The organism is Alcaligenes sp. SMD-FA (assembly GCF_025960365.1).
Classification (GTDB): domain Bacteria; phylum Pseudomonadota; class Gammaproteobacteria; order Burkholderiales; family Burkholderiaceae_B; genus Alcaligenes; species Alcaligenes aquatilis.
On the sequence record NZ_CP110108.1, the window covers coordinates 2,706,278 to 2,730,584 of the forward strand.

The following is a 24,307-nucleotide window of genomic DNA, read 5'->3' on the forward strand; positions in this document are numbered from 1 at the left end:
GCATTCTCCCACATTCCAGACAGCGATGCTGCATCACCGTGCAGCATACTTGTCTGCCTAAATGAAAAAGCCCGCATAGCGCGGGCCTTTTCAGTCATACCAAGTTATCAAGCCGTTTTTTTCTGGCGCTCCAGAGCAGCTTTGATATAGCTGGTAAACAGCGGGTGGCCATCACGCGGGGTCGAGGTGAATTCCGGATGGAATTGCACACCCATGAACCAAGGATGATCAGGCAGTTCCATGATTTCTGGCAGGTTCTCGGTAGGAGTACGAGCCGAGATTACCATACCCACTTCTTCCAGGCGCGGCACGTACAAAGTGTTGACCTCGAAGCGGTGACGGTGGCGCTCGTTGACTTCTGGGCCATAAATGGCTTCAGCGCGCGAACCAGGTTTCACGGGGCAACGCTGTGCGCCCTTGCGCATGGTGCCGCCCAGATCGGAGGTGCCATCACGGTGCTCGATCTTACCTTCACGATCAGCCCATTCGGTAATCAGAGCCACTACCGGGTGCACGGCGGATGGATCGAACTCGGTAGAGTTCGCGCCCACCAGATTGCCCACATTGCGAGCAAACTCGACCACGGCCAATTGCATGCCCAGGCAAATGCCCAGGAATGGCACGCCGTTTTCACGAGCGTATTGAATGGCGCGAATCTTGCCTTCAGTACCACGTTTGCCAAAGCCACCTGGGACCAGAATGGCATCCAGACCTTTCAAGCAATCCGTACCTTCATTCTCGATCACTTCGGAATCCAGGTACTCGATATTGATACGGGTGCGAGTATGGATACCGGCATGAACCAGCGCTTCGCTTAGCGACTTGTAGGATTCGGTCAGGTCTACGTACTTGCCAACCATACCAATGCGTACTTCGTGCTCTGGATTCTCCTGTGCCTGGACCAAACGATCCCACATGGAAAGATCTGCCGGTGGAGGCGACAAGGCCAAGGCATCGCACACCAAGCTGTCCAGACCTTGCTTGTGCAGCATGGCTGGAATCTTGTAAATGGAATCCGCATCCCACACCGAAATCACGGCGTCCATGGGCACGTTGGAGAACAGCGAAATCTTGGCTAGCTCGTCATCAGGAATGACACGATCGGCTCGGCACAGCAAAGCATGGGGGTGAATACCGATTTCACGCAGCTTTTGCACCGAGTGCTGGGTAGGTTTGGTCTTGAGTTCGCCAGCCGATGCAATGAAAGGCACCAGTGTCAGGTGAACAAAAGCGGTGTTGTTACGGCCCAGGCGTAGGTTCATCTGGCGGGCAGCTTCCAGGAAAGGCTGGGATTCGATGTCACCCACTGTGCCGCCAATCTCGACGATGGCAACATCAGCCTCGCCATTGTAGGCAGCCTTGGCGCCACGAATGATGAAGTCCTGGATTTCGTTGGTGATGTGCGGGATAACCTGCACGGTCTTGCCCAGATAATCCCCGCGACGCTCTTTGCGCAGCACGGATTCGTAAATCTGGCCCGTGGTGAAGTTGTTGACCTTGCGCATGCGAGCGGAAATAAAGCGCTCGTAGTGGCCCAGGTCCAGGTCAGTTTCCGCACCATCCTCAGTAACAAACACTTCACCGTGCTGGAAGGGGCTCATGGTGCCCGGGTCTACGTTAATGTAGGGATCCAGCTTGAGCATAGTCACGCGCAAACCGCGGGACTCCAGGATGGCAGCCAGGGATGCAGCCGCAATACCTTTGCCCAGGGAGGACACAACGCCTCCCGTTACGAATACATATTTGGTGGTCATTATAAAAGGCGCCTGAGGTCAAATCAGGCGATAGCGGGAAATTTGGATTATAACGGCAAGCGCCCATGCTTGGCGACCCGACAAGTGGCATTTCACAGCGGAAATACCACTTGTCCTTGCAACTATTGACAACAGCAGACGGTGCGATCAGATCGCCTGCGTCCTTTGCTCAAGCCATGTACGTGCCTCACCATGAACACGGGGCAAGAGACGTTCGCGCACTTGCTGATGATATTCATTGAGCCACTGACGCTCGGCAGCGGTCAGTAGTGCGGCATCTATACAACGCGTATCAATGGGGCACAAGGTCAGGGTTTCAAAACGCAGAAATTGCCCGTACTCGCTGCGCATGGCTGGTACCGCCGCCACCAGATTCTCGATACGAATGCCCCACTGGCCGGGACGATACAAGCCAGGCTCGTTGGACGTAATCATACCGGCACGCATGGCCGAATGAGGTCCGATACGGCCTCGCCAGGAGATAGACTGCGGACCTTCATGCACATTCATGAAGTACCCCACGCCATGTCCGGTGCCATGACCGAAGTCCAGCCCCTGTTCCCACAAAGGCTGACGCGCCAGCACATCAATTTGCTGACCGGCAATGCCTTCCGGGAACACCAGCATGGACAAGGACACCATGCCTTTGAGCACCAGCGTGAAGTCACGAATCTGCTCGGCAGATACCTGCCCCACCGGCACCACTCGGGTGATGTCCGTCGTCCCCCCCTGATACTGCCCGCCCGAATCGATCAGCAGCAAGCCATTGCCATCAATACGGGCATGGGACTGCTGGGTAGCCTGATAGTGCGGCATGGCGCCATTGGCGTTATAAGCAGCAATCGTGCCAAAACTAGGGCTGACAAAGCCTTCCTGACGAGCACGGGCAGCGCAGATATGTTCATCCACATCCAGCTCATTCACGTCGCTTTGCTGCTCAAACCAGGCAAAGAACTCGCATAAGGCAGCGCCGTCTTTTTCCATGGTTTCACGCACATGATCCAGCTCGGCATCGGTCTTGCAGGACTTGAGCAATTGAGCGGGATTGATGTACTCCACTACATTCAAATGTGCCGCCAGTTGCGCCGCCCAAGCCGTGGTCCGCGCCATATCCAGCAGGATAGGCATGGACGCGGGTAAAGCACGCATGAAGGAGGACAACTCGGTATAGCCTTGAACTTGCACGCCGTCCAAAGCCAGCGCCTCCTGTATGCCTGCCGACAGCTTGTTGCTATCCACAAACAGAAATGCCTGATCCGGGCCAATCAACAAGTACGACAGGAACACCGGGTTATAGGACACATCACTGCCGCGCAGATTCAGGGTCCAGGCAATATCATCCAGTGCGCTCAGCAAATGCCAATGGGCGCCCTGCTCCTGCATGGCGGCCCGGGTGCTGCTCAAGTTTTCCTGACGAGTACGGCAGGCAAAAGGGGGCAGATGCTCCACCACCTGGCCAACAGGCGCAGCAGGCCGGTCCGTCCAGATCGGGCTGAGCAAATCGGCTTCCAGCACCCACTCCAGCTCCGGCGTGGCCTTTTGCCAGGCCAGCAGACTTTGTGCCGACACCGACTGGCTATCGAGCGCGACTCGCGAATGGGCAGGCAAATGCTCCGCCAGCCAATTGGCTGGCTCCGGCACGCCGGCCTCGCCGGCACGTTGCAATTGAATGCCGCTACCGTCCAGCTCCTTGGCTGCCTGCTCCCAATAACGGCTATCGGTCCACAAGCCGGCCCAATCGGCCGTCACCACCAGGAGCCCGGCCGATCCGACAAATCCGCTGAGCCACTGACGGCTTTTCCAGCGATCAGGCAGGTATTCAGACAGATGAGGGTCGGATGTAGGCCAGATGCTTGCCTGCACGGACTGAAATTGCATTTGTTCGCGCAGCGCCTGCAAGCGTGCGGCAACGGGGGGATGGGCCATGCCAACTTCCTTTACATAAACAGCGTTCACGCACCGATCAAACATAAAAAAAGCTCCGACTCGCGCCGAAGCTTTTTAAGCCAGAGAGACCGATCAGGCCACCGCACTGACGTCCAGCGGGACGCCTGTCTTGGACTGAATGTACTCAAGGCTGACTTCTGGTGCCAACTCAAGCAACTTTAAACCATTTTCCGTCACTTCCATCACTCCCAGATCGGTAATGATGAGGTCAACCACCCCCACGCCTGTCAGGGGCAAGGTGCAAGCAGGCAGAATTTTCAGGTCTTCCGTGCCATCTTTCTTGGTGGCCACGTGCTCCATCAGGACCACGACACGGCCAACGCCAGCGACCAGATCCATGGCACCGCCCATGCCCTTGATCATCTTGCCAGGGATCATCCAGTTGGCCAGATCACCCTTTTCCGACACCTGCATGGCGCCCAGAATCGCGATATTGATCTTGCCGCCACGAATCATGGCAAACGAGTCTGCCGAGGAAAAAATGGACGAACCGGGCAAGGTGGTGATGGTTTGCTTGCCAGCGTTGATAAGGTCCGCATCAATCTTGTCTTCGGTCGGAAAGGGGCCAATGCCCAGCAAACCGTTTTCCGATTGCAACCAGACTTCAATGCCCTCGGGCACGTGGTTGGCAACCAGCGTAGGCAAACCAATACCCAGGTTGACGTAAAAGCCGTCCTGAAGCTCCAGGGCGGCGCGTGCCGCCATTTGATCTCTATTCCAAGCCATTATTATCTTGCCTCGCTAATCAGGAAGAACGAACGGTACGCTGTTCAATGCGCTTTTCAGGCTGTGCATTGAGCACGATACGGTGCACATAAATACCGGGCAAATGCACATCATCCGGGTCCAGGCTGCCGGTCTCGACAATTTCCTCGACCTCGACAATGGTGATCTTGCCAGCCATGGCCACGTTCGGGTTGAAGTTGCGCGCGGTCTTGCGAAACACCAGATTGCCGCTGCGGTCGGCCTTGTAAGCCTTGACCAGTGACACATCGGGCACCAGGGCCTCTTCCATCACGTATTGCTGACCGTTGAACTCGCGAATTTCCTTACCCTCAGCCACGATGGTGCCCACGCCTGTTGCGGTAAAGAAAGCAGGAATGCCTGCACCACCGGCACGCAACTTTTCAGCCAATGTGCCCTGAGGGGTGAAGTCCAGCTCCAGCTCGCCGGCCAAATACTGACGTTCAAACTCTTTGTTCTCGCCCACGTAGGAGGAAATCATCTTGCGGATCTGACGAGTTTCCAACAACTGACCCAGACCAAAGCCATCCACCCCGGCATTATTGCTAATGCAGGTCAGGTTTTTGACTCCGCTATCGCGCAGCGCAGCAATCAGCGCTTCGGGAATTCCGCACAAGCCGAATCCACCTACCGCGACTGTCTGTCCGTCGGCAACGACTCCCTGCAACGCCTCCTTGGCGCTTGGATAGACTTTATTCAATTGACTCTCCAATAACTCTTTAATTGGCCTAAACAGCAAACTTTGTCCAATAATGCCGCTATGCACCATAAGGTGCTATCAGGCATTCTACGACTTGACTACGCTTTCCGTATACGTAAAGCTTAACCCTGAAAAACCGAGTGTATCTGTTTACGCTCATCTTCGGTCCAAGGTTGAGAGCCACCTTGGGGGTTAATGGACACTAGCACACAGCGACCACGTGCATAAATGACATCAGCTTGATTTGCGTCACCTACAAAGACTTCCAGCTCAATGCTGCTGCCGCCGACTTTCAATAATTTATGCACAATCCGAACAGTCGCCGGATACAGGATCGAACGCAGGAAATCCAGGCTGGCATGAGCCAGCACCCCGGTACGTGGAGAAGGTGGCACCATGCCCAGCCTCATCATTAACTGAACACGCGCTTCCTCGATGTAGCGAAAGTAAACCGTATTGTTAACATGATTCATGGCATCCAGATCGCCCCAGCGCACGGCAATATCAAAAGTGGCTCCTGCACCAGAATCTACTACTTGTGTCATTACATGCTCTCCTTACTGATATTTACTGATGAACCCGGAAGCGGACGGACACCCCCCCTAGCCTCTGAACTCAAAACGGGATTGCTCAGACTACAATACAATCGACCGTACGCACAGTACACGAATTTCACCCGCCAACAATCAAGAACAAAGCGCTAAGCCGTAATAGGAGATCAGCAGCAATGTCTGAACGTGAATCGATGGAATATGACGTTATTATCGTCGGCGCTGGCCCTGCTGGTCTGGCCACCGCGATACGTCTTAAACAGCTCGCCCAAGAAAAAGAACAAGAAATCAGCGTCTGTATCCTGGAAAAAGGCGCTGAAGTGGGGGCCCATATCCTGTCCGGCGCCGTCATGGATACGCGCGCGCTGGACGAACTGCTGCCGGACTGGAAAGCGCAAGGCGCCCCCATTTCGGTAGAAGTGACCGAAGACAAATTCCTGTTCCTGACCGAAAAAGGCGCACGCAGCACTCCCATGTGGTTGCTGCCCGACTGCTTCAAGAACCATGGCAATTACATCGTCCGCCTGGGCAATGTCGTGCAATGGATGGGTGAACAGGCCGAGGCCCTGGGCGTGGATATATTCCCCGGCTTTGCCGCTGCCCACATTCTGTACGACGAGCAAGGCGCGGTACGCGGTGTTTTGACCGGTGACATGGGCGTGGCCCGTGACGGCACCCACACCTCCCACTACCAGCCTGGCATGGAATTGCTGGCGTCCTACACGATTTTTGCCGAAGGCTCGCGTGGCCACCTGGGCCGTGAGCTGACCGAACGCTTCAAGCTGGACGAATCCCGCAATGCACAAAGCTACGGCATTGGCATTAAAGAGCTGTGGGAAGTCGATCCATCCCAGTCCCAGCCCGGTCTGGTGATTCACACCGCTGGCTGGCCTCTGGATTCAGACACCTACGGTGGCTCCTTCCTGTACCACCTGGATAACAATCTGGTCATGGTCGGGATGGTGGTGGGTCTGGATTATGCCAATCCCTGGCTGTCTCCCTTTGAAGAGTTCCAGCGTTACAAAACTCACCCTGCCCTGCGCGCCACATTTGAAGGCGGCAAGCGCATTGCTTACGGGGCTCGTTCCCTGACGGCCGGTGGTTTGCTGGCACTACCCAAACTCAGCTTCCCCGGTGGCGCACTGGTCGGTTGTGATGCGGGCTTCCTGAATGCCTCACGCATCAAGGGTAGCCACGCAGCCATCAAATCCGGTTCACTGGCCGCTGAAGCCGCTTTCGAAGCCTTGCAAGCGGGTCGCAAGCAGGACGAACTGTCGCAATATGCCGAGAATTTCAAACAGTCCTGGCTGCATGAGGAACTGAACAAGGCCCGTAACTTCAAGCAATGGTTCAAGAAAGGTCGCTCGATTGCGTCCGTCATGACCTTTGTGGAGCAAGGTCTGCTCAAAGGCAAAATGCCCTGGACGCTACGTAACAACAAGCCTGACCACGCCTGTTTGCAGCCGGCAGCCGAATGCGCCCGCATCGACTACCCCAAGCCTGATGGCAAGATCACCTTCGATCGTCTCAGTTCCGTGTTTATTTCAAACACCAACCACGAAGAAGATGAACCTGTTCACCTGACGCTGAAGGATCCATCCGTGCCTGTAGCCGTAAACCTGGCTCGTTACGGTGGCCCTGAAGCCCGCTTCTGTCCGGCCGGCGTGTACGAGTTCATCAAGACCGAAACCGGCGACGACAAGCTGCAGATCAATGCACAGAACTGTGTGCACTGCAAAACCTGTGATATTAAAGACCCTACCCAAAATATCGTCTGGGTGCCTCCACAAGGTGGTGAAGGTCCGGTGTACAACGGCATGTAAAAATAACTCTGGCCTTGGCGATAACACCAAGGCCAGACAGTTTGATGCTGAAAAAAACCACCCACTGAACTGCACCCCAAAAGTTGGACATTGATCCGACCTTTAGGGTGTTTTTCATGGCGAAATACAATAGTCAGTTCACACGCGGGTGGTTTTTTTAAGTTCTTTTTGACTTGCGCGATCGGCTGGGCCAGTTAACGACAAACAGCCCCAGTAGAATCAGGCCAGTTCCCATCAACTCCAATTGAGTGGGCCATTCGTCCAACAGCAACCAGGCCAGCAGAACGGTCAGTGCAGGCACACCCAAGCTGGACATACCAGCCAAGGTCGCGCTGACGCGGCTGACCACCGCCATCCAAAGCAACCAACCCACGCCAGTGGCGATCACACCCAGATACAGCACACCGCTAAACATTTGCCACTCCATCACCAAAGAGCGCTGGGGGATCAAGAAACTCAAGGGCAGGACAATGACCACTCCCAAAAGGCATTGCCAGACTGTGGCGTTAAGCAGCTCAACACGATGACGTTCAAATAGCTGCTTGGAGTAAATTGCCCCCAAGGCCCAACTCACACCGCTGAGCGTTGCCAAAACAGAACCCAGTATGCCGCCCATTCCCTTCCAAGGCGCGATCAGGAGCATCAAACCCAAAATCGCAGGCACCATACCCATTACGTGGCGCTTTTGGGGACGCTGTCCCAACATGGGCCAGGACAACAACAAGATCCAGATGGGCATGGTGTAAGCCAGGGCAACCATCTTGCCCGCCCCACCCACCTGCAAGGAAAACTGGCTAAGCAGCTGAAATCCAGTGGTCTGGAAAATGGCCACACCCAGACTCAGCTTCCAGGGTGTGGGCCGCAAATGTCCGCCTTTAAGACGCAGCACCAACCATAAGAAAACGAATGCCACTGCATAGCGTGCTGCAATCAGATCAACTGGCCCAATGTAGACGGTCATCGCCTTCATCACGACCCAGCTCATGCCCCAGGTCAGCACCACCAAACCCATCAGCGCCAAAGCACCCCTGTCTGCCTGCTGTTCCCCACTCAAACCTTTCCCCTTTTCTTTGAATTCATGGACCGATGTTTTGACCACGGACTCAATGCTAGGCTAATTCCGTATTGAGCAGGTCTCAAAGACACAATAATCAGAAGCAATAAAAAAACCCTGGCTCCGGAAAGAAACCAGGGTCAAACAGGAACTACCAAAAAACTTAGTGTGCTTCGGACAACTGATCCAAAATTGCTGGGTTTTCCAGCGTGGATACGTCTTGCGTGATCGGCTCGTTATTGGCAACAAAACGCAGCAAACGACGCATGATCTTGCCCGAACGTGTCTTGGGCAGGTTCTCGCCGAAGCGGATCTCACGCGGCTTGGCGATAGGACCAATTTCCTTGCCTACCCAGTTGCGCAGATCGGCGGCAACCTTGTCAGCCTCTTCGCCCGATGGCAGATCGCCATTGAGCACCACAAACGCCACAATGGCTTCACCCGTCGTTGGGTCAGGCTTGCCCACAACAGCCGCTTCAGCCACCAGTGGGTGGGCAACCAAAGCCGACTCCACTTCCATCGTGCCCAAACGGTGGCCCGAGACGTTCAACACATCGTCAATACGGCCCATGACCCAGAAATAGCCGTCGGTATCACGCTGCGCACCATCACCGGCCAGGTAATAGCCTTTGAGCTCAGGCGGAAAGTAGCTTTTCACGAAGCGATCCGGGTCACCCCAGATGGTGCGTATCATATTGGGCCAAGGCTTGCGAATGACCAGGAAACCGCCGTTGCCGCGCTCGACCTCCTCACCTACCTCATCCACAATCGCCACGTCCATGCCGGGAAATGGCAAACCGCAGGAGCCGGGTTTCAATGGAGTGGCGCCTGGCAAGGGAGTAATGACGTGACCGCCCGTTTCAGTTTGCCACCAGGTATCCACAATGGGGCAACGCTCGCGGCCCACATTCTTGAAATACCACATCCAGGCTTCGGGGTTGATGGGCTCACCCACCGAACCAATAATGCGCAGGCTGTCCAGATTGTATTGTTTGGGGTGAATGGCCTCGTCCGCTTCGGCTGCCTTGGTCAGGGAGCGAATAGCGGTAGGTGCCGTGTAGAACACCGTCACGCCGTGGCGCTCAATCATGTTCCAGAAACGGCCAGCATCCGGATAGGTAGGCACGCCTTCAAACACGACTTGTGTCACGCCAGCGGCCAGAGGGCCGTAGGTGATGAAGGTGTGGCCTGTTACCCAACCAATGTCGGCGGTACACCAGAACACATCGCTGTCTTTGGCATCGAAGGTCCACTGTACGCTCAGCATGGCACCTAGCAGGTAGCCAGCCGAAGAGTGCTGCACGCCTTTAGGCTTGCCAGTGGAGCCAGAGGTGTACAGAACAAACAGAGGGTGTTCTGCATTCACGGACACGGCTGGGCAATCGCTGCTTTGGCCCTTGACGGCATCTTCCCACCACAGGTCACGGCCTTCGTGCCAGGCAACAGGCCCGCCTGTACGCTTGTACACGATAACGTGACGCACGGCTTCGCAGTCGCCTCCGCTCAGGGCTTCGTCAACTGCATTTTTCAAAGGGATGGCACGGCCACCGCGACGTTGCTCGTCAGCGGTAATGACCAAGGTAGCGCCCACGTCCACCGCACGTTCGTGCAGACTCTTGGCCGAGAAACCACCAAACACCACAGAGTGGGTAATACCCAAACGGGCACATGCCTGCATGGCCACAATGGCTTGCACCGACATGGGCATATAGATCAGGGCGCGTTCGCCGGTTTTGTAGCCCAGGGCTTTCAAACCATTGGCAAACTGGCAAACTTGTTCGTACAGCTCGCGGAAGGTCACTTTAGTGACTTCGCCACCGTCAGCTTCAAAGATCAGCGCGGTTTTGTTTTCGGTGGGTGTGCCCAGGTGCTTGTCCAGACAGTTAGCCGAGACGTTCAGCTCACCATCATGGAACCACTTGTAAAACGGGGGCTTGCTATCGTCCAGAACCTGGGTGAAAGGCTTGGTCCAGACCAGACGATCACGGGCCAACTCCGCCCAGTAGCCGGGATAATCCTGCTCGGCCTTCTGGCAAAGCTCTTGGTAGGCTGCCATGCCAGCGATGCGAGCATCGCGTTCCAGATCCGGGAACACGGGAAATACCCGACTTTCCGACAGGACGGATTCAATAGACGTTGGACCGCTCATAGTTTGGCTCCTTTATTTTCCAGATTTGGTGTTTTTTTTGGGATGCGCAAGGGCAGCCCAGCTTAATTTTATATAAACGTAACGTGCCTTACTTACTCAATCCTGACAACTGAGATCGGCTTGATTCTTGGCCAAAATGCCACGCGGAAAATTCAAACGCGACAGGATCAGCAGGCCCGCCAGAAAAAACAATCCCGTGCAGGCCAGAGCCAAACGGTGGTTTCCACCACTTAGCCAAGTCACCAGACCATAAGACAGCGGACCACATACGGCAGCCAACTGAATGGCAAAGGTCCACAAGGCGAAAAACTCGGCCAAACGGCTCTTGGGTGCCAACAAGCCCACCATGGCCCGACCCGCACTTTGACTACTTCCTATACATAGCCCGGCAACGGCTGCTGCGGTCCAAAATCCGGCCAAAGAACGCGTACTGACCGCAATCCCCACCATGACTAGCCAAGCGCACAGCGTCAGTGCCAACGCACGCCGATGGCCAATGCGATCTTGTACATGGCCAAACAGCAACGCCCCCACCGCTGCCGCGATATTGACGGTAAAAATCAAGGCCATGGTTTGCGCCATCGTAAAGCCCATGGCCTCAGTGGCGTACACCGCTGACAAGGTAATAATGACGGCAATCCCGGCCTGATAGGCAGCACCACACAACAACAAGGTGCGGAAATCGGGAAAATGCTGATGCACATCGCGCGCCGATGCAATCAGACGCGACAGCATGCCTTGCTGCTCTGCGCCACTAGGTGCACTGCGTTCGCGCAGAAACAAAAAAGAAGGCAAGGCCGACAGAGCAAACAAGGTAGCCGTAATCAAAGCAATGCCCGGTACATACTCCTGAGCCGTCCAGCCCTGCGACGTTGCCCAGGTCAAGAAACCGAGAGACAGCCCCAAAGCCAACATGCCCCCAAAATAGCCAAAACCCCAGCCCCAACCAGAGACTCGCCCCAAGGCGTCAGGCCGAGCGATTTCCGGTAAGAAAGCGCCGATAACGGACTCGCCTATGCAGTAGCAATAATTGGATAACGCAATGAAAACCAGAGCCCAGACAATGTCATTGGGGCCGGCCCAATACAACATCACGGTTGCCAACACGCAACCTATGGTGCTGCTAAACAAAAGCCGTCTTTTGCCTTGACGGGCATCGGCTTTTGCACCGAGTCCGGGCATGGTCAACATGATGCTTAAATACGAAGCAGACAAGGCCAAGGTCCATGCCAAGGTAGCCCAACTGCGGCCTTCAGCGATCACACCTACAAAATAGGCACTGTAAACACTGGTCAAAATCACGGTGGTGTAGCCAGAGTTTGCAAAATCGTACATGGCCCAAGCCCACAACTCACGCAGCCGTACTCCTTCATTTAGTGCTTTCCCTAGGGCTTGTCCTATAAATCGCATCATTCAATCTCTATAAACAGTAAAACTTCGCTCTATTTCGGTTAATTTCCTGCAAGCCACCCAAAAGAGCACTGGACCCATGAACAGGGCCTGAAAACCGCTGCCAGCCACACTTTGCAACTGTATGATTCAATCGCAAAATACACTCCTACAATGCTTTACGGTGCAATTATCATCCGGTACACTGCTTAGCACTCAACGCACAGCAACGTTCGGCAAAGTATGGTGCTTTTAGCCATACTTACAGCCCTGATACCCATCAATTGCTGCTAATTTCAGCAAAAATAGGCATCAAGGTTGTGCTGCTGCCCACCAAGTCCTTAAAAAAGCCCTGGTCATGCCGCCACATTACCTGAATCCACCCGCACTTTTGCATATTACTTATCGCAGCGCCAAGTATCTTTTGTTAGCCGGTGCGCTAGCCTTAACCGGGTGCGCCACCACTGGAACTCAACAGTCCAGCCAGAACAAAGATCGTGCAGAGCTGGATCACGCTTACTACGCCGATTACGAATTCCAGACCGAGTCCGACCCGTTAGGTACGTATCTGGCCAATCGCGCTCGCAACGACATTAATATTGCGTATAGCAGCGATCGTCGCCAAGGGCGCACCGAAAGCCGCAGCAGCCGAAACGCTTCCTCTAACCATGGCTTGGCCACCACTGCCCTTAATTTTCTGGGCGTGAAGTACAGCTTTGGTGGCGACGCTCCCAGCACTGGCTTTGATTGCAGTGGCCTGGTGTCTTACGTCGCTGAAAAATCCCTGGGACTGAAACTGCCCCGCCAATCCAAAGACATTGCTAAAGAAGGCATCTCAGTTAACCGTAGCGAGCTGCGCAAAGGCGACCTGGTGTTCTTCAATACCCGTGGCGCTCGTTTCTCTCACGTAGGCATTTACTTGGGCGATGACAAATTTGTTCATGCGCCTCGCACTGGCGCCGTAGTACGCGTTGAGAGCATGCAAGTGGGTTACTGGAAAAAACGCTATAACGGTGCACGGCGTTTGGCCGCTGCCGATACCCAGCAATCCGAAGCCCGTCTGCGTAGCGTCAAGTAAAGACCGCCCTGCTGCCATTTCAGGCAATACACAAAAAAGCCACTGTGATGAAACAGTGGCTTTTTTTCTTACAGATTCCTTCTTTGCCCCAGTAAGTCATGCCGCCAATCTAGTGGCTCTTGGACTTACCGAGCGGACAAGACTCACAATAGCCGCATTGGGTTAAGGCTTGCTTCATACTGCAAACCGAGCGTCGGCAGGCGACCACTCGAATACCGGACTTCAAGGCAGCGGCCCGGAAGGTTTTCATGACGTTGTGACCCAGGAAATCGGTCAGGAGAATCAACAAATCGGTGCCCGAAGGCAACTGCAGGGTTTTTTTCTGATGCGCGGGATCACGCCCGCTAATATGGTGTTTGATCGAAATATTGTGGATCTTGAGCAGGTCGGGAATATTCCCCAGACGGTCTGCTCCAACCACGACTGCACTGACGTATTGAGACACAGAAAGCTCCATTGGCTAAGAAAGTTGGATAATGATAATCATTCTTATTATCATAGTCAATTGAGTCGATAGCTTGTTTCAATTTTTACTTATTACCTTCGACCATAAGTCCTTACCAACTTTGCAATCATCCGCTGGCAGCACAAACAAGAAGAGCCACCGTGTGATCACGATGGCTCTGTTACCAGCCCAACAGCCGCTGCTTTACAACGGGCTACCAGTCTGCTTTTCATCCAGAGCGCTAAGCACCACATCGCGGGTCAATTCCGGTGCCAACATCTCCAGCAACTCGAAAATGTAGTCACGTAAGAAGGCCCCGGCTTTCACCGCTACCTTGGTATGGTGCGCGCCGAACAAATGCCCTGCTGGCAGGCCCACCAAACCCTTGTCACGACGCGGATCGAACGCGATGCCAGCGATGATACCGATACCCAGACCGACATCAACGTAGGTCTTAATCACGTCAGCGTCAATCGCCTCCAGCACAATGTCCGGAGTGATGCCGTGCTTGGCAAAGGCCTCATCAATCGAACCCCGACCCGAGAAGGCATGGTCGTAAGTCACGATGGGATATTGCGCCAGGGTTTCGATGGACAGTTGCTTGTTGGCAGGCAGATCAGCCAACGGATGATCCGGCGTCACCACCACCGTGTGCTCCCAGGTGTAGACCGGCAACGCGACCAGGCCCGGCGTCAAGGCCAGGGTTTCAGTTGCAATCGCAACGTCGGCCTGCTCGTGTAGCACCATCTGGGCCAGCACGGGTGGGCTACCTTCCGCCAAGGACATATGGACCTTGGGAAAGCGACGACGGAATTCAGGGATCACCTTGGGCAGCAAATATCGTGCCTGGGCATGGGTACAAGCAATGACCAAAGTGCCCTCATCGCGGCGGGCGAAGTCGTCGCTGACACGCTTGAGGTTGTCGATCTCGCGCATGATGCGGTCAATCACCTCAGCGACGGCTTCGCCCGGTCGGGTCAGGCCCTTAATGCGTTTTCCATGACGTTCAAAAATCTTGATGCCCAGCTCATCTTCAAACTCGATGATCGCCTTGGACACCCCCGGCTGGGAGGTATAAAGCGAACGAGCGGCTTCAGTCAGATTGAAGTTACGTCGGATGGTCTCTCGGACAAAGCGGAATTGTTGAATATTCATATGTTAATAGCCCCAGGTACAGGACTATTATATGTAATAAGAAGCAGCCCGCTTATTGCATTAAGTTATATATATAGATGCAACCATTACGTCATGCTGATGGTTGTATTCATTGTATTGGCGTGAGCCTGCCAACGAGCCGTGACGGTTTTGGTCTGTGTCCAGAACTGAACAGCCTGTTTGCCGTTCGGGCCCAGGTCGCCCAACTTGGACGCACGCGAACCCGTGAAGCTGAACCAGGCTACAGGCACAGGGATAGGGATATTGATACCAATCTGGCCTACGTCGATACGGTTCTGGAAGTAGCGCGCATGGCCGCCATCCTGGGTGAAGATGGACACGCCATTACCATTGGGGTTGCGGTTGATGAACTGCACCGCTTCTTCCAGGGTGTTGACACGCACAATGCACAGCACAGGCCCGAAGATTTCTTCTTCATAAATGCGCATGTCGGCTTTCACATCATTGAAGATGGTTGGGCCTACAAAGTTGCCGCTTTCATAACCAGGCACCTTCACGCCACGCCCATCGAGCAAGAGGCTGGCACCTTCCTGTACCCCAGCTTCAATCAAGGACTCCACACGCTGACGAGCACGTGGCGAGACCAGTGGGCCCAGATCGGCCTGACGATCAGTACCGACATTGACCTTCATGGTTGCGGCACGCTTGACCAGCTCATCGATCCACTCGCCGGTTTCACCAACCATGACGGCCACCGAAATCGCCATGCAGCGCTGGCCTGCCGCACCAAAAGCAGCACCCAGCAACTGGTTGATCGCTACATCACGATCGGCATCTGGCATCACGATGCAATGGTTTTTAGCACCCATCATGGCTTGCGAGCGCTTGCCTGCCTCCGTCGCACGACGGTGGATCTCGGTGCCGACAGCAGTCGAACCAATAAAGGACACGGCTTTGACTTCGGGGTGAGTGACCAAGGCATTGGCAATCTCTGCACCGCCGTGAACCACGTTCAGCACGCCTGGCGGCAGACCGGCCTCCAGAGCCAGCTCGGCCAGCATCAGACTGGCGCTAGGATCCTGCTCGGAAGGTTTGAGCACGAAGGTATTACCGCAAGCCACGGCCAGCGGGAACATGAAGCACGGCAGCATCACCGGGAAGTTGAATGCGGTCACGCCTGCACACACGCCCAAGGGTTGGATCAGGGTGTAGACATCAATACCACCTGCGGCGTTTTCTGCATACTCGCCCAACTGCATCGAAGCAATGGAACACGCGTATTCGATCACCTCCAGGCCACGGCCTACTTCACCTTCAGCATCGGGCATGGTTTTGCCGTGCTCACGCGAGATGGCCTCAGCCAGCTTGGTACTGTTTTCACGCACCAGACGCTGCAGATTCAGCATGACGCGCATGCGAGCGCCCTGGCTGGAATGGCGCCAGCTTTCATAGGCTTTGGCCGAGCTGGCAATAATGGTCTCCAGCTCTTCCATTGTGGCGTAAGGCACTTGGGCCACCACTTCCTGGGTGGCTGGATTGAGCACATCGTCCCAACGGGTGCTCTTGGATTGAACATGTTGTCCATCGATCAGCAAAGGTACACGAACCACTTCCGTCATAGCATGTCTCCAATGAATTGCTCAGGCGGCTAAGCCTTATTTGTTATCCCACTTGTATGAGGGTTCTCATCGAGTGTAGAAGCCTCAAGACCCGTTTACCATGATGAAAAATGCACAGGAGCTGGGCATTTATGCACAAGTCTTTTTCAAGGCGGGCTCATCACGATGGACTGGGATAATCTGCGTTATTTTCTGGAAGTGGCTCGCTGCCAACGAATCAGCGTCGCGGCCCAGCGGCTGGGCGTGCAACACAGCACCGTAGCCCGCCGTATCCAAGCCTTGGAGCAGGAATTGGGCTTGCGCCTGTTTCACAAGTCCACCGTCAGCGGCTATAGCCTGACCAGTGAAGGGCTGAATCTGCAGCAACGCATGGAGCCAGTAGAAAACCGCTTGCTGGCGGCACGAGATGCGATTACCGGCAAGGCCAGACCTTTGACAGGTAAGCTGCGCCTGGGCTGCACCGAAGCCTTCGGCAGCTATGTACTGACACCCTTACTCAGCATTTTTCAGACTCAGTATCCGGAGCTGACTCTGGAGCTGCTGCCCGTGCCCCGGCCTATCAGCCTGTCACGTCGGGATGCGGACTTGGCCATTGCACTGGAGCGCCCCCAGCGTGGGCCGTACTGGTGCACGCGTTTGGCTGACTACAGCTTGCGGCTCTATGCCCATCAAGATTATTTGAATAGCCACCCACCCATAGAAAGCGTGCAGGATCTGTCTCGGCATCGCTTTATTGCCTATGTAGATGATCTGGTGTTCAGTGACAGCCTGCGCTACCTGGAGGAAATTGTCCGATCTGCCGCCGTACGCTTTCGTAGCACCAGCGTGATTGCACAGTATCAGGCTACCTTGCAAGGGCAAGGGATTGCCGTGCTGCCCTGCTTTTTGGCGAAAACCGATCCACGCTTGCGCTGTGTTCTGCCCGATCAGGTGGAGTTGCGTCGCCGCTTCTGGATGTTCTGCCATGAAGAGCAACGTCAAAATCCCAGCCTGACCCGGTTGTGGCACTTTCTGAAGCAGTCGGTGGAAGAGCGACAAGATTTGCTGGATGGGGCGTAAAGATCAGCTTCCTTCTATACACCTCAAAGCATAGAGAAAGACCGAGCCTGCCTCGGTCTTTTTACATTTACCTCCCTAACTCATGCAGACCCCGCCTCAGGCGCCGATTCCCAGCCGTAGCCTCACTCCTGAACGCTTAATTCCCTCCTTCCGCATTCTGCTTAATTTTTAAGTAATGCGAATTATTTACATTGACCGACGGTCGGTCGGTAATTACAATCACCTCCGCTTGGCCTTCTGATCTCTCCCACACCTCAGGAAACGTTGTTATGAACTCCCATTGGTTTTCCAGAACCCATTCGGCAGAAATGGGCTGGTCGGCTTCACCTCGTTTGCGCTACACCGCACTTGCCACCACTTTAATGTTGATCAGCGCACAGTACGCGCAGGCACAAACCACCGCGCCGTCCTCTCAAAAAACCACTACATCCAACGCCCAGCAGCAGTCCGACGATGTGGCTACCCTGCCTTCAATCACTGTCACATCCCAGAGTGGCTCAGACACGGAAAACGGCCCGGTACAAGGTTATGTGGCAGAAAAATCCCGCATCGGTACCAAGACCAGCACCTCCATTCTGGAAACACCCCAATCGGTTTCCGTTGTGACTCGCGAACAAATGGATTTGCAACAACCCACCAGCAGCAGTGCTGCCTTGCGTTACGCTGCCGGTGCGACCAGCGAACGCTATGGTGGCTTTGGCAGCTATCTGGATATGACCCGTATTCGCGGTGTGGACGCGGACTACTACCTGGATGGACTGCGTGTTATCGGCAACCCCGGTAGCTGGCTGCCCCAAGTAGATGCCTATTCTCTGGAACGAATTGAAGTGCTGCGCGGGCCTGCCGCCGCCATTTATGGTCAGGGAACCGGCGGCGGGATCGTGAATCAAGTCAGCCGCAAGCCGCAGGACATCGCCGCCCATGAACTGAATATTCAATATGGCCGCTTCAACCGCAAGCAACTGGGCTTTGACAGCACCGGCCCCATGAATCAGGACGGCACCTTACTGTACCGAGTTACAGCCAGCGGGCTGGATAGCGAAGGCCAAATTGAGGACACACGCCACAAACGGCTCTACCTCGCCCCCGCCATTACCTGGCGTCCCAACACGCAAACATCATGGACAATTCTGGCTACCCACTCGCGTGAGCCCGAGCTGCCCAACTACAACAGCCTGCCCGCTGCCGTTCTGGGTCTGGAGGGCGGGGCTTATCCTGAAGTGGACCGTCATCGCAACTTCACGGACAGCAACTTCGCCCAGTCCTCCCGCAGGCAGAACTCCATCAGCTCCTTGTTCGAGCACGAGTTCGACAATGGCTGGAATTTTGTCAGCAACGCTCGCTATATGTATGTGCAGTCCAATATTCAGCGCGGCGTAGTGTATGGCTATCAGGACGTCAATGGCATGCCGCAGTTGAAAGGCTCGTATGAACTGACGCCCGCCAAGGTCAACACCTTTTCGATGGACAACTATCTGCGCGGCGAACTGAAGTTGGGTGCCACCACGCACACGGTTCTGGCTGGCATAGATTACTCCAAGGGTACCCTCAGAAACGAGCTGTACAGCGTTGGCCCCATCCTGTTTGACCCGTATGGCGACATTCACCACCCGAATATCTACCCGGACTTCACCGCCAGCTACGCTGCACCCTGGAAAGTCCAGCAGGACTTCACCCGCGTTGGTGTGTATCTGCAAGACCAGATTGCTTACGGGCGCTGGCGTCTGACCTTGAGTGGCCGCCACGACTGGTCCAAAACCGACGATCAGACCCACAGCTACTCCCCCACTCCGCGCGACACCCATCAAAACGACAAGAAATGGAGTGGCCGCGCCGGTTTGAGCTATCAGTTCGATATGGGCCTGGCTCCCTACATCAGCTACGCCACTTCCTTCGATCCGATCCTGGGTACCAATTACAAAGGTGAAGCCTTTGTCCCTATCGAGACCAAGCAAACTGAACTGGGTATCAAGTATCACCCTGCTGGATCGAAAACCTTGCTGAGTGCTGCCGTCTTTCAGCTTGAGCAAACCAATGTCAAAACAGCGGATGCCAGCCATCTGGGTTTCAACACGCAAGCCGGAAAAGTGCGTACCCGTGGCCTGGATCTGCAAGCTACAACCGAGCTGGCCCGTGACCTGAACCTGATTGCCAGCTACACCTATCTAGACAACGAGCTGGTGCAAGACGCGAGCTATCAAGGCAAGAGCCTGACACAAACGCCCAAACACAGTGCCTCCCTGTGGATGGACTACGCCTTCAAGCAAGGTCTACTCAATGGTCTGCAAATGGGAGCAGGCGTTCGCTATCTAGGCAAAACCTATGGTGATCCCACCAACAAGCTGGAAGTTCCCTCGGCAACGCTGGTGGACCTGGGCCTGAACTACAACCTAGGCATGCTCTCCCCAGACTTGAGCGGCGCGACCCTCAGCCTGAATGTGAACAATCTGACGAACAAGCAGTACATCGCCAGTTGCACCTCTCGCCTATATTGTTTTGTTGGTCAGGATCGAACCATTACGGCCAGCCTGAACTATCGCTGGTGATCCCTTTGTCTGCACAACGCTATACCCGACGCGATGTCCTGACTCGCCTCCTGGCGGGTGGGGCCTTGCTCGCCAGCCCAAGTCTGCGGGCTGGCACTGCCAACGTCATTGAAGATATTGCGGGACGCCGCGTCACGCTTGGCCAACCCATCAAACGGCTTTTGCTGGGCGATGGGCCCTTGGCCTATGTGATGGCCCTGCTCAAACCCGAAGATCCCTTTGGTGGCATTGTGGGCTGGGGAGATAACTTTCGGGCGGCGGATCTAGATGGCTATCAAGCGTATTTGGACCGCTTTCCGAGCATAGACCGCATTCCCACCTTCTCCAGCCGAACAGTGGACTCTATCGGCACCGAATTGGCCATTTCATTAGAGCCCGATGTTCTCATCATGAACCTGAGCTCCAAGCCTGCCGCCGAATCCTCGGGTTTGATGACGCGCCTGACCCAGGCCGGTGTGCCCGTGGTGTTTGTGGACTTTCGCACACGCATGTTTGGCAACACCGCCCGCAGCATCCTGATTCTGGGCGAGCTACTGGGACGCCAGGCACAGGCACAGAGCTTTCTGGACTTTCGACAAACGCAAATTGATCGGGTCAGCACGGCCCTGCAGTCCCTTCAGCACCGGCCCACGGTCATGATTGAACGCGCCGCCGGACTATATGATGACTGCTGCCTGAGCTATGGCGATGGCAACTTTGGCGAGCTGGTTGCCGCAGCCGGGGGCGACAATCTGGGCACCCGCTTTCTGCATGGCACGTTTGGCACGCTACATCCCGAACAAGTCATTGAGTCCGACCCGGATATCGTGTTGGTCACTGGCGCAAACTGGGCTTTGTATTCGCCAACCGGAGATTGGGTCAATCTGGGGCCAGGGGCCGATCCCGAGCAAGGCCAGGCACGCCTGCGACGCTTGATGAAGCGCCCCGCCTACCGCTCCCTGTCAGCCGTACAGGAAGGCCGGGTTCACGCCATCTGGCACCCCTTCTACGACAACCCCTACTACTTTATTGCCCTACAACGTATCGCCAAGTGGCTGCATCCCGAACGGTTCCGCACACTGGACCCGGACGCTACGTTTGACGAGCTGCATCAGCGCTTTCTTCCCGTTTCTTATCAGCCCGGCTATTGGCTTAGCCTGAGCGGAGTTTCCCCATGAATCCTCTCCTTGTTTCGGGGTCAGCCCCGTCAGGTCGGCAGTTTTACACCCGCCTGATTCATCGCCGGCGGCTGTTGCTACTGACTATCAGCGTTCTGACCCTGCTCTGTTTTCTAGCCGACTTGTCCTTGGGGCAAGCGCATTACAGCCCAACCCAAGTGCTGGCGGCCTTATGGGATAGCCAAGCGCCCCTCTCCGTCCAGGTGATTCTGTGGGATATACGCCTGCCAGTCGCGTTGACGGCTTTAGTCGTTGGCGCCAGCCTGTCCGTAGCAGGTGTACAAATGCAGACCGTACTGGGCAACCCCTTGGCCAGTCCGTTTACCCTGGGCCTGTCTGCAGCAGCCAGCTTTGGGGCGGCACTAGGCTTGATTCTGGGTGTCAGTATCTTGCCAGCATCCGCCGTCTCATTTGCCATTCCCGTCAATGCCTTTCTGGTCTCCATGCTGGCGGCCTTGTTCATTTACCGGCTAAGCCAAAAACGGGGTATCACCACCGAGATGATTGTGCTGCTGGGCACCACGCTGGTCTTTACTTTCACCGCCTTGCTGGAAGCTTTGCAATACGTGGCCCCCGATCAGGCCCTGTCTGCCGTGGTGTTCTGGACCATGGGCAGTTTGTCGCGCAGCAATTGGCTAAAACTGGCCATCATGAGCGGCATCTTGCTGACGGTCTCCCTGGCCTTTGCCCGCCACGCCTGGGCCTTGACGGCTCTGCGGCTGGGCGAGGCCCGCGCCAGCAGCCTGGGAGTTCCGGTGGCTCGCTTGCGCCTAAAAGGTATTTTGCTCGCAAGCCTGCTGGCCTCTGTCTGCGTCTCCTTTGTGGGCACGATAGGTTTTGTGGGTTTGGTCGGCCCTCATATTGCCCGTCTGCTCGTGGGTGAAGATCAACGCTTTCTGCTGCCCGCCTCTGCACTTTGCGGTGCCTGCATGCTGTCGGCTGCCTCGGTATTGAGCAAGACACTGGTGCAAGGACAAGCCCTGCCCATTGGCATTGTGACCTCATTGGTTGGGGTGCCTTTATTCTTCATCTTGATTCTGCGTACAAGGAAAGTCTAATGGACCTGCTCAACGTCACCAATCTGTCCGTATCCTTTGCCTCGCGCCAGATTCTGCACAAGCTCAGCTTTGGTCCATTGAAGGCAGGCTCCCTCACCGCCCTGCTGGGCTCCAATGCCGCCGGAAAATCGACACTGCTCAAGTGCCTTGCCGGAGAGCTGGGTGGAACGGGGCAGGTAGAAGTGCTGGGTCAGCCGCTGGAATCCTGGCCCCCTTTTCACCCCCATCGCCCGGCTCATGTTCCACAAGACATATCCATGAACTCGTCCCTGCGTGTCTTTGAGGCCATCCTGTTGGCCAGCAAGCAAGGCGGTGGCTGGGGCGTAGAGGATCAAGAGCTGGATAAGGTCAGCCAGATGCTGAAAACCCTGCAAATTCAGGCTTTGGCAGACCGTGAGCTGGCTGCGCTGAGCGGCGGACAACGCCAACTGGTGTCAATAGCACAAGCCCTGATTCGCCAACCCCGCTTGCTTTTGCTGGATGAACCAAGCAGCGCGCTGGATCTGCAAAACCAGTATGAAGTTTTTGACTTACTGCGCCGTGTCGCTCAAGAACAAGCCATGTGCATTGTCATGGCCATCCATGACTTGAACCACGCCCTGCGCTTTAGCGACTGGGTAGTGGTCCTGCATCAGGGTCAGGTTGAGGCCATGGGACCTCCTTTAGACGTCCTGACCCCGGATCTGCTGGAAAAAGTCTATGGCGTACAGGCCCGCGTGGAGATGTGCTCGCAAGGCCATCCCTTCTTGCTGGTGGATCAATCTGTACGTAAACAACTGCGCTTTCAAACACAGGTAGCTTCATGATCACTCCCCCCTTGATTCTTTTAGCCATGCCCAGCATTCATTCAGGCGCCTGGCGGTATCCTGGAGCGCATCCGGGTTTCCAGACCGATTTTGAACAAATGAAATGGTTCGCCCAAACCCTGGAGCGGGCCTGCTTTGATGGCCTGTTCCTGCCCGATACACTGGCCATCCGGGCCGCCCCCATGGAAGCACTGATGCGGGGACACAGCACGGTGACGCTGGACCCGTTAACCCTGCTGCCGGCCCTGGCCGCCGTTACCGAGCATCTGGGCCTGATCGCCACGGCCAGCACGACCTACAACGAGCCCTACATGCTGGCCCGCCGTCTGGCCTCGTTGGACCGCATCAGCGCAGGCCGCGCAGGATGGAACCTGGTGACCTCCAGCAATCCCAATGAGGCCGCCAACTTTGACCTGGAAGAGCATATGGAGCACAGCGCCCGCTATCATCGCGCCCGTGAGTTCTGCACGGTCATGGATGGCTTGTGGGAAAGCTGGGAAGAAGATGCCTTTTGTCGGGACACCCAGACCGGCCAGTATTTCCAGCCCTCCAAGATGCAGGTTCTGAATCATCAGGGCGAACATTTCTCGGTACGTGGCCCCTTGAACGTCGAAAGACCTGTCCAAACCCGTCCCGTCATCGTGCAAGCAGGAGCATCAGAGGCAGGACGCCAGATTGCTGCCGAAACCGCCGAAGTGATCTTTACCTATCAAACAGACCTACCTTCGGCCCAGGCGTTTTATGCCGATATGCAAGCCCGTGCCCAGGCGGCTGGCCGGGAACAGGCTTTGAAAATCATCCCGGCTGTTTTTGTAGTCTTGGGAGACAGCCTGGAGCAGGCCCAGGCCAAACGACGCCAATTAGATGAGCTGGTTGACCAAGCCAGTTGTCTGGCTACCTTGTCCATTGCTCTAGGACACGATATTTCCGGCTATGACCGTAACGGCCCTCTGCCAGAAATACCGGACAGCAATGCCAGTAAAAGCGGCCGTGAGCGTGTGGTGCAACTGGCAAAAACCGAAAATATGAGCATTCTGGAACTGGCCAGGCGGATTTGTGGCTATCAAGGTTTAGAGATGGTGGGGACCGCCAGCATGGTGGTTGACCAGATGCAACATTGGCTGGAGCAATCGGCGGCAGATGGCTTCAACATCATGTTTTCCCATCTGCCTGGGGGCGTCTGCGAGTTTGCCGAGCAGGTCGTGCCGGAGCTTCAAAGACGGGCTTTACTACGAACTCGCTATGCAGGCCGCAACTTTCGAGAAAACCTGGGTTTGCTAAAACCGGCTCCAGGTTACTCGCGCCGCTAAGC

At 55.5% G+C, this 24,307-nt stretch carries 19 protein-coding genes; 8 read left to right on the top strand and 11 right to left on the bottom strand.

Going from position 1 to position 24,307, the window contains the following annotated elements:
• Positions 1 to 107: 107 nt before the first annotated feature.
• The 5 genes from OKX01_RS12510 to OKX01_RS12530 all read right to left on the bottom strand — a co-directional run bounded on the left by OKX01_RS12510 (position 108) and on the right by OKX01_RS12530 (position 5,690).
• Complete coding sequence (locus tag OKX01_RS12510) at positions 108 to 1,754, bottom strand: CTP synthase (RefSeq protein WP_094197277.1); 1,647 nt, start codon at positions 1,752 to 1,754, stop codon at positions 108 to 110.
• 147 nt (positions 1,755 to 1,901) lie between these two features.
• Entirely contained in the window at positions 1,902 to 3,680 is a 1,779-nt protein-coding gene (locus OKX01_RS12515; protein ID WP_264671808.1) for an aminopeptidase P family protein, read from the bottom strand.
• 93 nt (positions 3,681 to 3,773) lie between these two features.
• Positions 3,774 to 4,427: a CoA transferase subunit B gene (locus OKX01_RS12520; protein ID WP_042482349.1), complete on the bottom strand. Its 654-nt coding sequence runs from the start codon at positions 4,425 to 4,427 to the stop codon at positions 3,774 to 3,776.
• Positions 4,428 to 4,446: 19 nt separating this feature from the next.
• Positions 4,447 to 5,145 (bottom strand): CoA transferase subunit A, encoded by a 699-nt coding sequence (locus tag OKX01_RS12525; RefSeq protein ID WP_094197279.1) that lies wholly within the window; start codon positions 5,143 to 5,145, stop codon positions 4,447 to 4,449.
• 122 nt (positions 5,146 to 5,267) lie between these two features.
• A complete protein-coding gene (locus tag OKX01_RS12530) occupies positions 5,268 to 5,690 on the bottom strand; it encodes an acyl-CoA thioesterase (protein WP_094197280.1) in 423 nt (140 codons plus the stop codon).
• A 182-nt stretch (positions 5,691 to 5,872) separates the two neighbouring features.
• Here OKX01_RS12530 and OKX01_RS12535 point away from each other — a divergent pair, with 182 nt between their 5' ends.
• Positions 5,873 to 7,519: an electron transfer flavoprotein-ubiquinone oxidoreductase gene (locus OKX01_RS12535; RefSeq protein ID WP_162496901.1), complete on the top strand. Its 1,647-nt coding sequence runs from the start codon at positions 5,873 to 5,875 to the stop codon at positions 7,517 to 7,519.
• A 157-nt stretch (positions 7,520 to 7,676) separates the two neighbouring features.
• Here the strand turns inward: OKX01_RS12535 and OKX01_RS12540 are convergent, their stop codons facing one another.
• The 3 genes from OKX01_RS12540 to OKX01_RS12550 all read right to left on the bottom strand — a co-directional run bounded on the left by OKX01_RS12540 (position 7,677) and on the right by OKX01_RS12550 (position 12,135).
• Positions 7,677 to 8,573 (bottom strand): DMT family transporter, encoded by an 897-nt coding sequence (locus OKX01_RS12540; RefSeq protein ID WP_234354320.1) that lies wholly within the window; start codon positions 8,571 to 8,573, stop codon positions 7,677 to 7,679.
• Between the two features lie 163 nt (positions 8,574 to 8,736).
• Entirely contained in the window at positions 8,737 to 10,722 is a 1,986-nt protein-coding gene (gene acs / locus OKX01_RS12545; RefSeq protein ID WP_121739246.1) for an acetate--CoA ligase, read from the bottom strand.
• Positions 10,723 to 10,818: 96 nt separating this feature from the next.
• On the bottom strand, positions 10,819 to 12,135 hold the full coding sequence (locus OKX01_RS12550; RefSeq protein ID WP_230017710.1) for an MFS transporter: 1,317 nt from the start codon (positions 12,133 to 12,135) through the stop codon (positions 10,819 to 10,821).
• A gap of 334 nt (positions 12,136 to 12,469) precedes the next feature.
• On the opposite strand from OKX01_RS12550, the gene OKX01_RS12555 reads away from it, so the two are divergent.
• Positions 12,470 to 13,189 (top strand): C40 family peptidase, encoded by a 720-nt coding sequence (locus tag OKX01_RS12555; protein ID WP_395013561.1) that lies wholly within the window; start codon positions 12,470 to 12,472, stop codon positions 13,187 to 13,189.
• 109 nt (positions 13,190 to 13,298) lie between these two features.
• Here the strand turns inward: OKX01_RS12555 and OKX01_RS12560 are convergent, their stop codons facing one another.
• From OKX01_RS12560 to OKX01_RS12570, 3 genes are all read right to left on the bottom strand, one after another.
• Entirely contained in the window at positions 13,299 to 13,634 is a 336-nt protein-coding gene (locus OKX01_RS12560) for a DUF2325 domain-containing protein (RefSeq protein WP_009456553.1), read from the bottom strand.
• 204 nt (positions 13,635 to 13,838) lie between these two features.
• Positions 13,839 to 14,789, bottom strand: coding sequence for a CysB family HTH-type transcriptional regulator (locus tag OKX01_RS12565; protein WP_094197285.1), 951 nt, complete (start codon positions 14,787 to 14,789; stop codon positions 13,839 to 13,841).
• 86 nt (positions 14,790 to 14,875) lie between these two features.
• Positions 14,876 to 16,369 carry a CoA-acylating methylmalonate-semialdehyde dehydrogenase gene (locus OKX01_RS12570; RefSeq protein ID WP_094197286.1) on the bottom strand — a complete coding sequence of 498 codons (1,494 nt, stop codon included), beginning with the start codon at positions 16,367 to 16,369 and terminating at the stop codon, positions 14,876 to 14,878.
• Between the two features lie 165 nt (positions 16,370 to 16,534).
• Here OKX01_RS12570 and OKX01_RS12575 point away from each other — a divergent pair, with 165 nt between their 5' ends.
• From OKX01_RS12575 to OKX01_RS12600, 6 genes are all read left to right on the top strand, one after another.
• Positions 16,535 to 17,428: a LysR family transcriptional regulator gene (locus OKX01_RS12575; protein ID WP_094197287.1), complete on the top strand. Its 894-nt coding sequence runs from the start codon at positions 16,535 to 16,537 to the stop codon at positions 17,426 to 17,428.
• Between the two features lie 269 nt (positions 17,429 to 17,697).
• Positions 17,698 to 19,974, top strand: coding sequence for a TonB-dependent siderophore receptor (locus OKX01_RS12580; protein ID WP_264671809.1), 2,277 nt, complete (start codon positions 17,698 to 17,700; stop codon positions 19,972 to 19,974).
• 5 nt (positions 19,975 to 19,979) lie between these two features.
• Positions 19,980 to 21,131 carry an ABC transporter substrate-binding protein gene (locus tag OKX01_RS12585; protein ID WP_199827830.1) on the top strand — a complete coding sequence of 384 codons (1,152 nt, stop codon included), beginning with the start codon at positions 19,980 to 19,982 and terminating at the stop codon, positions 21,129 to 21,131.
• Positions 21,128 to 22,189 carry a FecCD family ABC transporter permease gene (locus OKX01_RS12590; RefSeq protein WP_264671810.1) on the top strand — a complete coding sequence of 354 codons (1,062 nt, stop codon included), beginning with the start codon at positions 21,128 to 21,130 and terminating at the stop codon, positions 22,187 to 22,189. The genes OKX01_RS12585 and OKX01_RS12590 overlap by 4 nt, the downstream gene beginning before the upstream one ends.
• Positions 22,189 to 22,995 carry an ABC transporter ATP-binding protein gene (locus OKX01_RS12595; protein WP_264671811.1) on the top strand — a complete coding sequence of 269 codons (807 nt, stop codon included), beginning with the start codon at positions 22,189 to 22,191 and terminating at the stop codon, positions 22,993 to 22,995. The genes OKX01_RS12590 and OKX01_RS12595 overlap by 1 nt, the downstream gene beginning before the upstream one ends.
• A complete protein-coding gene (locus OKX01_RS12600; protein WP_094197290.1) occupies positions 22,992 to 24,305 on the top strand; it encodes an LLM class flavin-dependent oxidoreductase in 1,314 nt (437 codons plus the stop codon). Before OKX01_RS12595 ends, OKX01_RS12600 begins: the two co-directional genes overlap by 4 nt.
• Positions 24,306 to 24,307 lie beyond the last annotated feature (2 nt).

Excerpts from the sequence above, each read along its gene's own strand:
- OKX01_RS12530 (WP_094197280.1), bottom strand. The coding sequence starts at position 5,690 with ATGACACAAGTAGTAGATTCTGGTGCAGGAGCCACTTTTGATATTGCC.
- OKX01_RS12575 (WP_094197287.1), top strand. The coding sequence starts at position 16,535 with ATGGACTGGGATAATCTGCGTTATTTTCTGGAAGTGGCTCGCTGCCAA.
- OKX01_RS12555 (WP_395013561.1), top strand. The coding sequence starts at position 12,470 with ATGCCGCCACATTACCTGAATCCACCCGCACTTTTGCATATTACTTAT.
- OKX01_RS12565 (WP_094197285.1), bottom strand. The coding sequence starts at position 14,789 with ATGAATATTCAACAATTCCGCTTTGTCCGAGAGACCATCCGACGTAAC.
- OKX01_RS12520 (WP_042482349.1), bottom strand. The coding sequence starts at position 4,427 with ATGGCTTGGAATAGAGATCAAATGGCGGCACGCGCCGCCCTGGAGCTT.
- OKX01_RS12510 (WP_094197277.1), bottom strand. The coding sequence starts at position 1,754 with ATGACCACCAAATATGTATTCGTAACGGGAGGCGTTGTGTCCTCCCTG.
- OKX01_RS12535 (WP_162496901.1), top strand. The coding sequence starts at position 5,873 with ATGTCTGAACGTGAATCGATGGAATATGACGTTATTATCGTCGGCGCT.
- OKX01_RS12600 (WP_094197290.1), top strand. The coding sequence starts at position 22,992 with ATGATCACTCCCCCCTTGATTCTTTTAGCCATGCCCAGCATTCATTCA.
- OKX01_RS12570 (WP_094197286.1), bottom strand. The coding sequence starts at position 16,369 with ATGACGGAAGTGGTTCGTGTACCTTTGCTGATCGATGGACAACATGTT.
- OKX01_RS12515 (WP_264671808.1), bottom strand. The coding sequence starts at position 3,680 with ATGGCCCATCCCCCCGTTGCCGCACGCTTGCAGGCGCTGCGCGAACAA.
- OKX01_RS12580 (WP_264671809.1), top strand. The coding sequence starts at position 17,698 with ATGAACTCCCATTGGTTTTCCAGAACCCATTCGGCAGAAATGGGCTGG.
- acs (WP_121739246.1), bottom strand. The coding sequence starts at position 10,722 with ATGAGCGGTCCAACGTCTATTGAATCCGTCCTGTCGGAAAGTCGGGTA.
- OKX01_RS12550 (WP_230017710.1), bottom strand. The coding sequence starts at position 12,135 with ATGATGCGATTTATAGGACAAGCCCTAGGGAAAGCACTAAATGAAGGA.
- OKX01_RS12595 (WP_264671811.1), top strand. The coding sequence starts at position 22,189 with ATGGACCTGCTCAACGTCACCAATCTGTCCGTATCCTTTGCCTCGCGC.
- OKX01_RS12590 (WP_264671810.1), top strand. The coding sequence starts at position 21,128 with ATGAATCCTCTCCTTGTTTCGGGGTCAGCCCCGTCAGGTCGGCAGTTT.